The 16,005-nt window shown below is 58.1% G+C and carries 14 protein-coding genes; 2 read left to right on the forward strand and 12 right to left on the reverse strand.

Annotation, left to right across the window (positions count from 1 at the left end):
- Positions 1-194 precede the first annotated feature (194 nt).
- The gene (locus RAS12_RS11805) at positions 195-1,331 is read left to right on the forward strand and encodes a hypothetical protein (protein ID WP_306948603.1); all 1,137 of its coding nucleotides are present in this window, start codon (positions 195-197) and stop codon (positions 1,329-1,331) included.
- A gap of 1,195 nt (positions 1,332-2,526) precedes the next feature.
- Here RAS12_RS11805 and RAS12_RS11810 read toward each other — a convergent pair.
- Positions 2,527-3,414, reverse strand: coding sequence for a hypothetical protein (locus RAS12_RS11810; protein WP_306948604.1), 888 nt, complete (start codon positions 3,412-3,414; stop codon positions 2,527-2,529).
- A 371-nt stretch (positions 3,415-3,785) separates the two neighbouring features.
- Between RAS12_RS11810 and RAS12_RS11815 the strand changes: the two genes are divergently transcribed.
- The gene (locus RAS12_RS11815) at positions 3,786-4,538 is read left to right on the forward strand and encodes a hypothetical protein (protein WP_306948606.1); all 753 of its coding nucleotides are present in this window, start codon (positions 3,786-3,788) and stop codon (positions 4,536-4,538) included.
- Between the two features lie 513 nt (positions 4,539-5,051).
- Here RAS12_RS11815 and RAS12_RS11820 read toward each other — a convergent pair.
- The 11 genes from RAS12_RS11820 to RAS12_RS11870 form a co-directional block, all read right to left on the reverse strand.
- Complete coding sequence (locus RAS12_RS11820) at positions 5,052-5,255, reverse strand: Rz1 family lipoprotein (protein WP_306948609.1); 204 nt, start codon at positions 5,253-5,255, stop codon at positions 5,052-5,054.
- Between the two features lie 270 nt (positions 5,256-5,525).
- Complete coding sequence (locus tag RAS12_RS11825; RefSeq protein ID WP_306948610.1) at positions 5,526-6,002, reverse strand: hypothetical protein; 477 nt, start codon at positions 6,000-6,002, stop codon at positions 5,526-5,528.
- A complete protein-coding gene (locus tag RAS12_RS11830) occupies positions 5,999-6,298 on the reverse strand; it encodes a phage holin family protein (protein ID WP_306948612.1) in 300 nt (99 codons plus the stop codon). The genes RAS12_RS11825 and RAS12_RS11830 overlap by 4 nt, the downstream gene beginning before the upstream one ends.
- A gap of 1 nt (position 6,299) precedes the next feature.
- A complete protein-coding gene (locus RAS12_RS11835; protein ID WP_306948615.1) occupies positions 6,300-6,647 on the reverse strand; it encodes a putative holin in 348 nt (115 codons plus the stop codon).
- Positions 6,648-6,696: 49 nt separating this feature from the next.
- Positions 6,697-7,122, reverse strand: coding sequence for a hypothetical protein (locus RAS12_RS11840; RefSeq protein ID WP_306948617.1), 426 nt, complete (start codon positions 7,120-7,122; stop codon positions 6,697-6,699).
- A complete protein-coding gene (locus tag RAS12_RS11845; protein ID WP_306948619.1) occupies positions 7,122-7,934 on the reverse strand; it encodes a hypothetical protein in 813 nt (270 codons plus the stop codon). Before RAS12_RS11845 ends, RAS12_RS11840 begins: the two co-directional genes overlap by 1 nt.
- 1 nt (position 7,935) lies before the next feature.
- The gene (locus RAS12_RS11850; protein WP_306948621.1) at positions 7,936-11,808 is read right to left on the reverse strand and encodes a host specificity factor TipJ family phage tail protein; all 3,873 of its coding nucleotides are present in this window, start codon (positions 11,806-11,808) and stop codon (positions 7,936-7,938) included.
- The gene (locus RAS12_RS11855) at positions 11,796-12,182 is read right to left on the reverse strand and encodes a hypothetical protein (protein ID WP_306948623.1); all 387 of its coding nucleotides are present in this window, start codon (positions 12,180-12,182) and stop codon (positions 11,796-11,798) included. The genes RAS12_RS11850 and RAS12_RS11855 overlap by 13 nt, the downstream gene beginning before the upstream one ends.
- On the reverse strand, positions 12,182-12,622 hold the full coding sequence (locus tag RAS12_RS11860) for a DUF1833 family protein (protein WP_306948624.1): 441 nt from the start codon (positions 12,620-12,622) through the stop codon (positions 12,182-12,184). The genes RAS12_RS11855 and RAS12_RS11860 overlap by 1 nt, the downstream gene beginning before the upstream one ends.
- A gap of 37 nt (positions 12,623-12,659) precedes the next feature.
- A complete protein-coding gene (locus RAS12_RS11865) occupies positions 12,660-13,007 on the reverse strand; it encodes a hypothetical protein (protein WP_306948625.1) in 348 nt (115 codons plus the stop codon).
- 1 nt (position 13,008) lies between these two features.
- Positions 13,009-15,996, reverse strand: coding sequence for a phage tail tape measure protein (locus RAS12_RS11870; protein ID WP_306948626.1), 2,988 nt, complete (start codon positions 15,994-15,996; stop codon positions 13,009-13,011).
- Between the last annotated feature and the right edge of the window lie 9 nt (positions 15,997-16,005).

The following is a 16,005-nucleotide window of genomic DNA, read 5'->3' on the forward strand; positions in this document are numbered from 1 at the left end:
GACCATCTACCCTTGAGATACTATCTCTATGCGATCTAGGTTCGTCTTCCAAACCCGACGACGACTCACCTCGAACGGCCAAGGCAATTCTTGAAAAGCGCTTCTGCACGTCACAATGACAGCGCGTTTCTTGGCCGACTTGCCAAACAGGCATCGCACATACGTCGAACGAATCAAGAAAATGGAGAGATTTGATGCGCTTAAAGGTTCTTGCACTCTGCTTGTTGGCGGGCTTTGGTAGTTCGGCCGCTGCACAAGACGGCACCCAATCGTTGCAACAGGCCTTGAAGCAGATACCGCAGGTGGTGCTTTCCAATCCGGAAGCAATGCAGGTTGTCTTTATGGACGTGCAAGCCTGGCGGGGGCTGGAAAAAATCGGACCGTCAGCTGATGGCATGCGCAGACTGGCATTCGCTCAGATGATCCGCCCGATCGAATCCATCGGATACGGTCTGGACCAGTGGTCGCTGAACGCGAAGGTCTCCTTCGATGATGTTTCCTATTTCGCAGGGTTTGGCCAAGCGCCCTTCAATATCAGCTATTGGGGGCTGAAGGACAAGCAAGCTGTCGGGAAATTGATTACCAGCCTGAAGCAGAGCGATTTCGCTACGGTCGACGGTGGCGCGCCGGGCCTTATCGCCAATGGCGCTGACGGCCAGATGGATATGAAAAAAGCCAACGCGAAAGATCCGTGGCGAGGGATGATGGGAAAGTCCAGTTTTGTCCTGCCACTCGATACGGCGTTAATCCAGGCGTCATCGGCAGCGGGAATGAAAACATTGGCGCAGCCCACTCCATCGGTTGCGGACAGTGAAGTCGTGGCCGCTTCGGTGGCCGGTTTGAGGGCAGCCGTGCCTTCGGACCGAGGCCAGATCGTGCAGGCCGCAGTCATATCCCCTGTCATGGGCCTTACCGCTGTTGATCCGGCGAAGGTGCTGCATTCTTCGGGCGGAGATATCGAGAGCGCGAAGCGGAATATGAAAGCTGCTGTCGAAGCGAACAGTCGCGGAATCCCTGCTTATTTCTCGGGGATCATTGCTGACGCCCAGATCGACAACGCGCCTGCGCTTGTCGTGTCGCTGTCGTACGCGGATTGCGACACCGCCAAACAAGCGGTGGACGGCATCGGCGCTGCCTGGAAGGAAAGCATGGCCAGTGCGGTCGAGGCCAAAGTCTCCGGGCGCACGGTTGAGGCTGGCAAGCTGTGCGCCGCAGTCGTCACCCTGATATCGCCCAAAGCAGAGAATGCCGGAAACCCGATTCTGTCTCAGGTTATGAACCGCTATATGCAGCGCCAATTCACTCTGCTGCAGATAGGGTCTGCGCGTTGATCGCGGCCAGAGTTTTCTGAAGCCTAGATAGGATCGATAGTGTCAGGTTACGGTTTCATAGACCCAATGTCGTAGACCGAGGAAGAGGCCCAAGACCGAGCCGCTCGCGAAAAATTGGGCGGCGCCTGGGAACTACTGGCCGCTATTGCGAGGGTGGGTTGAGCAGACTGTACAGAAGCAAAGTGTACGAACTTGGATTCGGCACAACAGTACGCACTGTGTACGCACCAGAAAGTACAAGGGGTTACGCCAAATTGGCGTAACCCCTTGATTTCTTTGGTAGGCCCACCCGAGAGTCGAACTCGGCACCAACGGATTATGAGTCGGGCGTTTTAGAAATAGGCATAAATAAAGATCACTTAAAAATCAATGAGTTGCGGCGATAGCCATCCCCCAACCTGAAGGTGATCTAGTACCTTTTCATCAGAAATTCGACTGGTTTACGTCAAGATTACGTCAATCTCGACCAGGTTCCTCCGAGCCCAAATTCCGCTCATTTCTCCGTAACTCAACAAACAACTGAGAGATAGGATCAAGCCGCACCAGAACAGACCGTGCCCATAGCAACCAAGGCTCGACGGCAACCAGCCCCCCGCCCTCTCTCGCCCTACACTCGACGGCTTCAATGTACTGCCTGAGCTCATCTGCCTGGCGCCACCGTCCAGCGTCGTCGATCAAGGAGCGCTCCCGCTCAAGTTCCATCTGCTCGATACGGCGCCTCGAGTCAGGGTCAATCACGCGAGGGGCACCCACGCCTGAATTGCAGACCAATCTCATCACCGTACTATGACTCATCCTAGGAGAACCTTCTTCCCTTCGTCTGAGATTACGGGGTGCAGCATTGCCTACCAGCTCGCCGGCCAGCTAGATTGCGAGCATGGACTACTTGCCGCTCTCCAACTTTCCTCTTGAGCAGTTCAAAGCTCTCCCAGTGGAATGGCAGGAGGCTATGCTTAGCAATGGTCCGCGTGTACCTTGCCGAAATTGTGTTGCTGGAGCTGATTGGCAATCGACCGCCGACGACCGACTGATCATGTACTGGCCCTTCGCGCGGGAGGGCGCTATGTGCAGCCATTATTAGACCCTGAAGGACGCCGGACATCTGCTCAAGAAGTTCGGCAGGCGCGAGAAGAACACCGCGATCGGCGAGTGCGATATGTGGCCGCGCTAACCACGCATGTTCTATTCGCGATCGTCAATGAACGTGCCGCACAAAGATGGACTTTGCGACCATGTTGCCGGACCTATTGTCCTGATGAAATACCAAAGCTATATCAGCAATCACCTTGGATCTTCCAAATAGATGCGCAGGATCTACAGTCGGGTCAAGTTGTATCGGCAACCGCTCGGTTTTGCCCTCGACTGCTCCAGCCCAACCAGCATTCTTTCGATCCATATCGCCCGCACGAAGTAGCAGGACGGCATTTTGCAGCTCATCCACACGCTTCTGAGGCTCGATATTTACTATCAAAGGAGTCTCGACAATTGCCGCCGGCTCGATCGCAATGTCCTGTCGTCCATCAAGCACAATCGAAGCATCCGTGTCACCCCTAGCTGGCTTCATCAACTTTACAGCGGCGCGGGCGAAATCCTTCTTGTCAATAACAGCTGTTTCAACAATAGCTCTGAAGGCATCCGGGGTCATCCCCACTTCCCCTGCACCGATGTTGATGATGACGTTATTGTTCGCAGTAATGTTTGGCGTCGGCGCAGGTGCCGTCTTTGCCGCGAGATAGATCCCGTAGCCCACCAGTCCGGCGATAAGCGCAGTGATAAGTGTGCCCTTGATCATTGGACTACCATCCAGTTTGGTCTTCACTTTAGAAAGAAAATCCTCAAACTCTTGTTCGGTGTTGAAGAACAGTTTGACGGCGACCTTTTCAATCAAGCTGCCGCTCTTGATCTCCTCTACATAGATCTCCGAATCCAAGATGGATACGCCAGATGCTTTTTCAATCGCCCGAGGCAAACTACGAAGCAAACGTTCTAAGCCTTGCAAACCCTCAATAACTTCGGCGATAGGAACGGGTGTCTTGGTGCTGTAGAAAAACTCATGTTCGGCCACATACACAAACTGCGTCATCTATTTTCCTCTCGAGGGTGGCGGCCGGATAATTTATCGAAGGAATGTAACAGATAACAATGACGAGGGAGATCTGAGGGCGATCCAGAGTTGCGACCTTCGACTAGACTGGCCGATCACGCAGTGGCCTGCGCCGAAAAGTTCAACAGCCGGCACTATTCCCAGGTGTGGTGGCTGCAGTGGGTCTAGTGCTGCAATCCTCTCCGAAACCGCGTCCCAGGGTCGATCGAATCGGCTATTGATCGGTAAAAAAGCCGGTACACTCTCCATTCTTACCGGGATGTAAATTGTCCCCGCACCTCTCGACAGAGAATCCCAGATTTCCCCATGGCTGACTTTCCCAGGGTTTCCCCCCCCTACCTCCGACACAGTTGAAATCGACCGAATGGGGCCAGCAGGCATATGCCCAGGTGATTTCGGAACAACCGAATCAAGAGATCCTTGCAAACCTTGAGGCTGAGGCTGGGGCATTACTTGAAAAATCTGGCACGCCCGAGGTGCGCAATGGGTGCCTGCACGTACTAGCGCTTGTGGCTGCTGCGCGCAGGGACGACGAGCGGGTGAACGAGCTCTACACTTGCCTTTTCGAAAACACACACGACATTCAGTACTTGCTGCAACATACATCGATTAACGTCAAGCATGGTGAGTGGTTGCTCGGGCAGCGTCGAATCGAACAGTTATGGCATATGGCGCCGGACAACCTCCGCTCGCTCAACCTCATCTTCACTTGGTCCATGCTAATAGGGGACTATTTCCGAGGGCAAGAAATTCGCGAACAGCTGTTAAGGCTAAACAGCCCTGACCGAGCAAACATGACTGCGACTACCTCCGCGTGGCTAGAGCTCGCAGAATCTGGCGGGTTGGACCGCACTGAGTACATCAAACGTTGGGAAGTCGCGATCAACACCATATACTCGGCCGGCCTACGTCCGGCAGGTACCGCCACCTGCAGAGGCAGCGACAATTCGTTATCGCTAAGATTTCAATGTGAAGCCACGGTCGATCAACTGGTAGACATCGACTTTGCCATAGCGGACGCCATGGTCACCTCTTTTAATGATCCACTTTCCCAGTACGTTACGTTCGCGACAATAGACAAAAATGGCCGTCAGACCCAGTGATTTTTTTTCCTTCGCCGCACCTCTGTGTGAATCGGCAACTGAGATCGACCTCCGCAATGCCATTAGCCGCAGCTATTATGGCGCCCTGCTGCACGCTCGAGCTAAGATTGGACCAAAAATCGGTAATGGACATGTGCAGTACGCGAGTGGCACGCACGCCCAGGTGATGGGCTGCTATGCGAACGGTCCGACTGATGAGCATAAGAAAATTGCGTACCTCCTCCAAGACTACAAACGTCAACGAGAAGAGGCTGATTACGATATCGACGACGCTATAATCTCCCAAAGCGATGTGCAGCAAATGCACAGAGGCTGTCTTAAGCTTACGGGTCGAATCGACACACTGCCAAACATAGTGGCCGCCGCTCCCCCGGACGCCGCGTCTGGAACGGCACCCGGTTCAGCGCGGCCGAAACTCACCATAATCAAATAGCGGCTCTAGCCTCTCCACCTTCGCAAATTGGAAAAGGCCCCTCTATTTGATCCGAACTTGACACGCCTCCAGCTGCGCTGTCACTCGTTGGATGGCTCCTCGGAGGGCGAAATAATTTGATCGAGCAGCTGGATCAAGTTCGGCGCGGGCTCCATCACCCACGCGGGCGGGGGCTCCGGCTTTAAGCACTCGACCGCTGGCGGCGGTGCAGGTGGCAGCGACGTGCAGCCGCTGGCGCACAGCATCAACATCAGCCCGCAGACCATCGTCTTGTACTTGCGCATTGCGCATCCCTCCGTAGGTGGCCCACTCGGCCTTGGCATTCCGTTCGTTTACTTGGCCAACTTCGGCCAAGTGCCGCTCAAGGCTCTCGCGGGCCTGACGCTGTGAGGCGGCGACTCGGCCCGACTGATCCGCCTTCATTCCGGCGATCTCTGCGCCATATCGCCAGCTCTGCAACGTCCAGGCTGCGCCCCCTGCTATTACTGCGCCGACTGCGAGCGCAGCCGCATACCCCTTCCATCCAGCCAGGATGGTCACGGTCGATAACGCGCTCATGGATTCACCTCGGCTACTGCCTGCACATACACGGCTGACCAAGTCTGCGGGTGCGGCTTACCAGGCCGCCAAGTGCGCGTGTATAGAATCCAGGCGCCCTGCGCATCACCCGCGGACGGCAAGCGTCCCGCATCCGTCCACAGCAGCAAGCGGGCGAATGCCGCAGCCAGCACATCGTCTGTTTCAAGCGCCGGATACACAGCTGCGGTGACTGGTTCAACCCCACGCGCAGCACATACTGCATTTGCAAAGTCGCGGCTTGCTGAGTGCGTCAACACCCCGCGCACGCCGCCGCTCTGCTCAAATTGCCAAAAACCGCGCGCTGGGCCGCCTACTTGTCGACGATGCAGAAATCGACTTTCTTGCAATCCAATAGCCAGCAGCATGATCCGCGCAGAAGCCGTGTCCATTTTGGCCGGTAGCAGCGCCAGTGCGGGGTTGATGCCCCCCGCAATAATCTCTTTCAGAGTCATGAATTGATCCTCACAATGCACGCCACATTCCCCTGGGCGCGACAAACCAGCACGGCGATCAGCACCGCCACCACTGCCTGCCAGACCGTCACGGGCTCATGCCTCACCAGAACGTCCAGGGCTTGGCCCCCAGTGCCCACGATGAGCAGGTAGGCCAACCAAGACATACCCAACCGGAACCGCGCACCATTCCGGCGATACAGCAGCAGCCGGACCGCCGACGCGAAATTCGCCACCACAAACAAAAGGGCCACCAGATGCTGGTGGCCCATGCTGATCATTTCGGCAGGTTGCATATCAGCCACCTTTTTTGAAGACTGCGGCAAAATCGAACGTCTTGATGCGTTCGATTGCCGCTAAAGCGATGGTCACGACCAGCGCTGCAGCACCGAACGCCGCAATGGCGGTTTCCTTGATCGGCGTCAGCGCCACCACATCGGGCGCCGCCAGGTAGCCAATCACAAAAGAAATCGCCCAGTAGATGGCGCGCGACAGCAAGCCGCCCTCCTTGCGCGACACCACAAAGAGCGATGCGCCAGCGAATGCCCCGATGAGCGCGTTTCCATCGATCCCCGGCAACAAGCCGGCGATTGCTACACCTGCGGCCGCCGCCGCAACGACCCCCGTGCTTGTGGGTTCTGCCATAAATCCGTACTCCACGTGTAGACGAAAAAAAGCCCGCCGAAGCGGGTGGTTAGGCTGCGTCGAAAGGCTCTCGCGCCAAAAGCTCCTGCCGGCGACTCGCCTCCAACAAGTCCTTGCTGATATACAGATCAATGCCCGTCGCGACCGCAGGATCTTCTATGTCGATAAACTGCGCGCTAAGAAATTCGTCATAGACGAGACCAACCTGCATATCAGTGCCGCTCGCCGCACGAATCGCCATCTGCTCATCGAGGGTAAAGCGCTGTCGGAATTCGCGGACGCTAAATACACTGCGCATCTGGACGGGAAAGGGCTCAGGCGCCATGGGCGCCACGAGCTTCTCACCATCCCACGCCCATCCGATCCCACCCACATCACCGTCGATGACCACCTGACCTTCACCCACGGGGAAATTGAGGTCATCAGCTTCAATCGTGTTGATCACCACTCCATCACTAACGATATGCACCCGCATTACATCCTCCCGTATTCTTTGACGACGCATTGACCTTGCGCGCCGCTGGCTGAAACTGGAACGCCTACACCGCCGGCCCCAATCACGACCGCAGCAGAAGCTGGGGCACTGGCTACGAATTTATATGCGTACCCGCCCGATCCTCCACCAATGGACCTGTTGGGAACTGTTGCAGGAACAATTGTTCGAGCGCCGCCGCCACCAGGAATTTGCGCCGACAGGTCTTTGTTTGCACTGCCCGCACCGCCCCTAGGGGCGCTGCCACCAGCCCCGCTGTATTCCGTCCCAGTTGCTGCAGAAATAAAATCGCTACCGTGGCCACCTTTTATATTAACGTCTCCACCGGTGGCGTTCCCGCCTTGTCCCGTTGTTGCCCCGATGGAGCCAGTAGAGGCACCGAAGTTGCCACCACCCGCGACCAAGCTGGTGGCGCCGGCGACAAAGCTGGAGTCCCCGCCGTTTGTCCCGCCAATCCCCGAACCTCCACCGCCCCAGATTTCCACTTCTACTGATTCGGTTCCTGCGCCGCGGGTCCACGTGCCACTTGTGGTCAATACCACGGTGCGCAGCAGCGAAGATTGACGAGTGGGCAGAAGCGGGCCAACCACGAACCAAGCGGTATTGGCTGCGTTCCGACGCTTAAGCAGCATCGTCGATGTGTCCGCCCAACGGCTGAATGGCCATGCGCTCGCCGCCGGATCAATGTCTCCGGAAAAGTCCGTGGCGATGGTCTGCAGCGCTTCGTTAATTGCCGGCAACACAGCCACTCCCGGCTGAGGCGGCGTTGTCGATATCTGAGGTTTCCCTTGCATATCAGTACCCTTGAGCAATCCAGTTAATCTTGCGCTCCACTGCCGTGGAGCCGTTAAAAATCCTAATATCGAAACCTTCCTCGTCAGCTGTGGCGGCGGACACAACAGCGCGGTCGCCGTTCTGACTATCGAGGATCGTTACCTGCAAGTTCGGCTTGGCATGGAACTCCTTGGGGAACGTCACTCGCATGCCGGCGGCCACGACCGCCAGCGCCTCCGCGCGCTGCACAAGATCCGGCACATCGACAGTCCAGACGAACCGCGAAACGAAGGGAATGATTCGCGGGTTCGACGTGGCCAGATAAAGGCGCACATCGAAATATCTGGCGTTGATCAAGCCGGGCACAAAGTCCACCCAGTCGGACCACTCTCCCGCCGCCTGGGCATGGCGTATTTGTGGCCGCACCGTTATGGCTTGCCTGGCCGAGCCGTTGAGCAAATCCTCGGCCGATAGCCAATCCTCGATCGCAAGCAGATCGTCGTCCTGGCTGATGGCAGAAAACTCAATATCGAAATCCATCCGAACTGGCGACACATACCCAATATCGACCTGGTCGCCGATGGCATTGGTGTAGATTCCATCCGACGCCGCCCCCCCCATCCAGAGCAGGTCCGGCTCGGCCAACAGATCCGGGCTGGCCAATAGATCGCCCAGCGCAGCCAGTGACAGCTGGCTCGCATACACGAACGCACCACCGGATACAGTACCGGTCCAATCCGGCGCTTCGTTTTGCTCCAACAGTACGTTTCGGACCAATACCGCGCCAGCAATCACAATGCCGGCCGCAGGCCCGTAAACGACCGTGCCATTCGACAACTTGAATCGTGCCGCGACCCAGTAGCTGCCATTTCCCACCGCCAGCATCTCCAAGGCGGCCGTGGTCCCAATCGTGCGAGAGTTCGCCCAGCTCTCGCCCACACGCACCTCGTAGGCCGGTTCCCGCACGTCGACGACCATTCGCCAGCTCAGCACGGTTAGACCGTCTCGAAACACCGTGGTAAGTCCCTCCACCGCTGCGAGCGGCGCGCTCAGGCCCTCCACCTGATAGGTCAAGATCTTGGGCGTTCCGCCCCCTGTTGACGCCTTCGGCGTTACCCTGGCAACGATCTGATCTCCTGTTTGAACAATCAGCTCGATCGAACGACCCTCTACGGTCTGTGAAATCCGAGGCGCTCCGTTGACGGAAATCGTCACTAGGGCCGGCATATCCCGAGACAACACCCACGATAGGCTGACGCGGATCTGGTCGCTGCTGACGTTGGCGATGGATTCCGCTGCGGTAAGGGAGAAGACCATGCCAACAAGCAGCCCGCCATCGCGCGGCGGCGTATACAGATACGGATTCGCTTCACACGCGTAGTACTCCGGGTCATCATCTACCGCCTCAAACCTCAATCCATCACCCGCTGGGGTGATGCCGGACACCTTAAACCGGCGCCCAGGAGTTGCTATCGGGTCGAATTGCCACGCCCAATCGAACGGTGAGCACTTCTCGTAACCCGCATCCCCCGGCATTGGAAATCCATCCAGGTCCGTCACGATCAACAGCTCGTTTACGTCGCCAACGGCTGACGATACCGATACCGTCTTCATATTGCCGTCAGGATCTCGCAGCAGTGCGACACCTGTCCCGTTGCTCGGTACGCTGTTCTGCAATTTGATCGTGACGCCGGCGCTGCCTGGCATCATTCGGCCCGAGTAACCCCACACGGTCAGATCGTGGGAAAACGACACCACGTCGCCTCGTGTGCAAACCAGACCTTCGATATCGGTTTCCCAGGTGATTTTCCTTCGACGCCAAACTTGACTTGCCGCAATAAGATTTGCTTCCCGGCCGGCCATATCCCGGCTCACACAACCGTCCAAGTCGAGTTGCATTGGATTGTTCGTCGCGATCGCTCCTGGCACCTTCGCTCGAACCTCATCCATGACCCAGCCGGCATCTTTGTTGATAAAGTTCGCGACGATCTCATCAACCGTACCCTCGTTGACGTAAGCCACTTTAAAAGAGCCTGAGCGTACGTTAAGCGGGCCGAACATCGCAGTGGCAGGCACGTTCTCGGCATCCCACATAACACCAAGCTTCCCCGTCTGGTATGTGATGGAAGCTCTGCCTGCTCGTGCAATTATCTGAAGCACAGCAGCTGCGCTCATTTTTTGATCAAGCACGTAGTCGAACGTCAACTTCTTCTGATCACACCACAGAGCCCAGGACTTGATCCCTTCGATATCAATCTGGGCGTCACTCAATCCACCGCCGTATATACGATGCCCTGCACTGTCCAACTTGCCGCGGGCAAACCACAGAAACCACCAGGCGGGGTTCGATGTCGGCTGGTAGTTCCATGCACTTCCATTCCACACCACGCACCAAGCGCGCACGACGGCGTTTAGTTCGTCAATCGCGCCATTTAACTGGCCGGATGCCATGATTCGGACTGCTACCCGGCATTGACCGGAGTAATCCGCCCTGTCGTTCTGAAAGGCCAAAATCTGGCTGATAGCGGTCTCGTTTGATTCCCTGGTGTCATTGATGTCTGGTGTGACTTTCATGACTCGAATTTCGTATTGCCCCGCCGGCACACCAAAGCTAACGCCAATGCGGGTCGGCTCCTGACGCCATCCGGTAATTCGTACGCCCAGAGCGCTGGGGGTCAGTAGGGGATCGGGGGCTATTCCCTGCCACGGCTGACCTAGACTGTTTGGATGCGGGCGCCATTGCCACTGGCCGGTTCGAACGAAACCAGTTGCGGGATCTAGTCTGGTAAACACCTCGTTCGGTGTGTGCTCACTTGGGTTCGTGCTTCCAAACTCGATCTGAATTTGATCTGGAAAGGCGATTGCCGCCCAGTAGTGAGTCGCGTACACGACGCCGATGGTCCCGAACTCAGACCAGGCACTCGTGCCGACTGCCCGGTACTGAATTCGAATATCAACAGAACGCCCCGCGATGGTCCCATCATCGTTGACGCGGAACAACCGCGACGCCGCTTCAACCGTAATACCTGTCACGTCTTGGCCAGTCGTGCGAGTCTGCCATCCATCAGTCGAATTGAGCGGAAACCCCTGGATGGTGTCCACGTTGCCAGGAAACATGGACAATTTCCCATCAAGTCCAGAAACCTGTATCTGAACACCCTGATAGTTCGAGATGGGCGTATTGCCGATCTTGATTTCATCGATGTTCAGCGTCACGCCTTGCAGACCAAAATGAAACGTCTGATTGAGGAATTGGTTCTGGCCCTGCAGCATCGTGTATGGCGTGCCGGCCAAATCCGGAACCACCTTGTGTTGTCCGAACACCAAGATCATGGTCTCCCATGGTCGAGCGCGGTTGCGTCCGCCTTGGATCGAATACGTGGGGCTGCTTTCGTACTTTTGGCCGGTGCCGAGTTTCGCAGCGGTCGGCGTAAGGGGAGGCAGCAGAGCATTTACCAGCAGGCTGCCGCCGAGCATCACACCTGCAGAGATAAGCGCACCGCCAATAGTGCCAAACCCGGCCCCCCATGCCGCGGGCGCCAAGTAGGGCGCAAAGATGGACACCACCACAACTGCGATCATCGCCACAGTACGCAGCACCTTGCCGCCACCACCACCGCCCTCGCCCTTCGTGCGAATAACCACCTGGTCTCCAATTCGCGGGATCAGCCGCTTCCAGAGGTCGAGAGGCACTGGATATCCGTTATGCCAAACGTTTACAACGCGCGACGGTAGTGTCACTCCTACCCTCTCGCAATACGCCCCCAGGGTTTCGCCGGGCAAGAATGCGGAGTTGAACGCTTCACGTCCTTCAGAAGCAACGAAAGGATTGCGCACCACCAATAGAGACGGGGTCACAGGACGCTCCAGATCGGCTTTCTCTACGATTTCCACTGGTAGAACCCCTCAACTTTGTAGTCAACCATCGTCATGGAGCGCAGGCGCTGCCGGATGACAGCACCGAAAGTCTTGTCAGCGTGCATCACCCACCACTCTCCACCCAGTCGACACATCACACCGATGTGGAAAAGGTCTCCACGGGAAACTAGTAGAACGGGGTGCCCTTCCAGCGGCATTTCGATGCGCAGGGCGAAATCAGCCTTCACCCGCGCGATCTGCGCAGCTTGCGCACGCAGGGTTTCTTCGTGCGTGCCCGGAAGATCAGGGTGAAGCCCCAAGACTTCACGAGCGATCAGCGCGGCGAACGCCCCACAATCCCCTGTTTTCGGCACGTACGGCCGATTCAGATATTGGTCAGACCAGTGCATCAGAAGATCCCGGGCGTCGTCGTTGGGTCAAACCGCGTCGTCACTGCTGACTGCATAAGCGTGTTCTTAAAACCAAGATCACCGCTTACCCGAAAGTTGGTGATAAACAGGCCAGTCAGATCCATCGTCATATCAAATTCCAAGTTGGACGGGTTTGAACGAAGAACCATGATTAGCCGACATTTGACTCCGGCCCCGCCCTGGCTAACTTCGAGCCACTGAGTAAGCTCGCGACCAATGTTGTCGACCGACAGCTTTGCTGCAGGCACCTGCTCATCCTGGTCATCCGGCAGGGAGAGATCGAATCGGCAGGCCGCGTACACGTTGCCCTCGACCACCATTTCTGTGGTGTCGTTCGCAAAACGCGCCGGAATTGCCAAACCTGGATGCGTTATCTCGATGAGCTCGATCAGCGTCTCTTCAGCGCTGGTGGCGTTCACATTGCGCTTCGCCTGTGTAGATAGGTTGCGCCCCATATCAGCCCACCGTTTCCATTTGAGCCGTTGCCCGCCATACCCTGCCAGGGCTAGACCAGGAAACCTTCCCTGACACGAACCGTGCTTGTTTGAGTACCGCGTCAAGCGGGTCAGTCCAGTCGAACCACCCCGCGCCACCGTTCAAGTCAGACCTTATCCATGCGTCGAATGCGTTTTTCTGCTCGACACTCGAAACATGGATAGTCACGTCACGAGTGACGATGGGCGTAGTCCAACGCGGGCGCTGCTTCGCAATGCCGCCGTCCATGTCAGTTCGCAACACGCCGTAGTCGGCATCTTCTTTAAACCCCGCCAGAAGCACTTTTGCGTAGCTCGGAAATACCGCCATATCACCCCCCCCCCATTACGCCGCGCACCGCTTGGGCGGACCGGCCATTTCGCTGCAAGTCGTTCACGAAAATGCTGATCACCTCCCCGTTCAAGTCAAAGCTACGATTCGCGCCCGTTGCCTGCTGCGGCGTGCCGTTGTTGATGATTTCCACTCGAAGGTCGCCGCCCGTCTGGGAACGAGCAACAGGCGGTGGCAGCGCTGGAGAGCCAGCCATTCCACCCGCAGCGTGCCCGGTTCGGATGGAGCGCCGCAAAGCGTTAAAGCCGCTGGCGCCACCTAGGGCACGGATCTCGTCCTGGTTCAGTACGCCCTCGCCGCGGTGCACGACCCCGGCGGGTTCGAACCGGCCGCCATCCCCGGTGTAGCCACCAGCTGAGAACTGGATCCCATTTAGCAAGCCGCCGGCGGTGCCGCCGATACCCGGCATGTTTGCGCCCGACACTGTGGAACCGCCGCCGCCCATCCAGCTGCCCAATGCGCTTCCCAGGGCGCCAGCCAGAGGTCCGGTGATGCTCTGCTGGATGGCGATCCGGGCCATGTCCGAAATAATGCTATCGGCCAGGTCGCCGAAGTTCAGCTTGCCGCTGCGGACAAACCCAGACAGCGCATCGTCCATGCCGGAAAATGCGTTCGTCACCGCACCTTCCATAGACGACGCCACATTCTTGGCGCTGTCTGCGTAGTTCCCCAGCCCTCGCTCCATGCCTAACTGCCACGAGGACTCCGCCTCACGCTTGCGGGCCGCGGAGTCCTGCAAGATTTCCACTTGCCGTTCTTCGCCAACTCGCAGAGCTTCGATCCGCGCTTCATACGCAGACGTGGCTAAGCGCGTGGATTCGAGCTGCTGATCTTCTTCCAGCTTTCGGCGCCGTTCGGCATATTCCCGCCGGATTGCTACTTCCTGCTCCATCTGCTCGCGCTGCTGGTCGGGCAGCCCGACGCCCGCAACATCGATGTCGCGCTCACGCTGGTAGAGGTCGATCTCACGCTGGATGGCGTCGAAGAAGCGCGCAGACTCGGCGGCCTTCTTAGTGGCCTCTTCGGCCTCCTTCCAAGCATGGATTTCTTCGAACAGCGCTAGCGCTCGTGAACGGTGCGCATCCGTCCCCTTAGCCTGTTCGATGCGATAACGCTCCTGGGCGTCGGAAGTCATGCCCAGCGTCGCACGCTGCTCTTCAAGACGCTTAATCAAGCTTGCCAACTCGCTCGCCTGTTCGGCGCCCCCCTTCGGCAGGAACCGGTCATTCAGCCGCTTCTGCGCATCGTTATCGAACAACGGCCCCAGCGCGTCACGCCACTCCTTCTCCGCCCCCTTAAGCCGCTCGCCGGGCGTGGCGAATTCCTTCAAAAACTTGTCGTAGGCGGCCCGATACTTATCCAACTCGTTGATGACTGGCGCCACGCCGCTCGCCGCGGCGGCCTGCGCACCCGTCAGCGCCTCGATCTCCTGGCGCAAGCCCGCCACGCTCCCCGACGTTTCGATTGCCTTCTGTGCAAGCTCTATCAAGCGTCCGCGGCTCGATTCGCTGGCGCGACCCGACGAGATATATGACTCGACCAAGGCTGCAAGGGAGTCTGCCATTTGCTCAGATGACAGGCTGGTATTGGAGGCCACCGCTTTCATTTCAGCGGTAAAGTCAGCGCGGTACTGGGCGGCGGCGCGAGTTCCCTCAGTTAACGCCGGCTTGAACGCATTTCCAAGTTCGAAAACGGCGGCTTGGCTTTCCTTGAGCGCCGCGTTCAGGTCGTCCGTCTTGATGCTGATTACTTGCTGGCGCTGCAGGTTGTTCAGCTCCTTGAACGACGTCACCAACTCATCCACGCTTCGCTTGGTATCGGCCACTTCCCGCGCGCCAGCCGAAGCTGAGTCGCGCGCATCCCGGCCATACTGGCTCCACGCATAGCCGGCGCCGACAAGCGCGAGCGTAACCGCCCCTACTGGGCCGCCCACAAGGGCGAGAGCCGCACTGGAAGCCCGCGCCACGGCGCCGATACCCGCCAACCCTGCGGCAGCTGGGGCACTCACACCTGCCATCCGCGCAAGCGTGGCTTGGTAGCGCGCTGCCTCAATATTGGCGCTAGCGAACGCTCCCGCCGACGACAAAGCTGCGGCCGTCAATCTGGTACCGAGTACCACCGCCAAGGCACCGGCTCCCATCGTCAGCGCGTTGAGTCCATCCCGAGCGGCGTCCGAACCCAGCGCATCATTCACCGCCTCAATGACCGACCGCAGCCCGCTCAGGCTGCCGCTTTCATCGGTCAGTAATGCAGACACCGTATTGCGCAGACCGATCAGCGCTCCACCCAATGTATCTCGCGCGGCGGCGGCGGCTCCGCCATAGCTCTCTTCAAGCGCGCGCAACACCACACCCTGCGCCTCCGCAGTGCGACCGGAGAGCTCCAACTGCTCCACCATCGCCTTCTGTTCCTCAGTGAAGCGGAACCCCTGCCGGCTCAATGCCGCCAGCCCCTGCGAAGGAATATCCAGCGCTCGACCAATGGTCTCGGCGGAAGCACGAATCGTCATACCGGTCCGCGCGGCCATGTCCGCTGCCGCCTGCATTGCACGCGGGAACTCCTGGCCCGCAACCCCGGTGAACGCCAACAGGGCAGTCTGCGCTTCGGTCACCTCGCCGGCCGAGACAGTGCTGGTCGACTCGATCGCATCGGCCATAGCGTTCAGGCTGTCGGCGCTCATTGTCGCGGCGCGGCCAGTTGACTCCAGTACCGCGACCAGCTGCGCCTGCTCGTTCTGAGCATTGATCGTGTTCTGGACGAACGCGGTCAGCGCGGTGCCCACCGAGATACCGGCAAACGCCGCTCCCATCAAGGCAGAGGCGCGAGTCCAGGAGGAACCGGCCTGTTCGGCGCTTTGCTCCATTTCTCGCCCCGCCCGACGGGTGGTGCGGGCAGCGCGATCCATGTCGGTCTCGAAACTGCCGGTCCGAGCCAGCAGGTCGACGACAATTGATCCGGCAGTAGACATGTGATGTAC

Source organism: Achromobacter seleniivolatilans (genome assembly GCF_030864005.1).
GTDB classification, from domain to species: Bacteria; Pseudomonadota; Gammaproteobacteria; order Burkholderiales; family Burkholderiaceae_B; genus Achromobacter; species Achromobacter seleniivolatilans.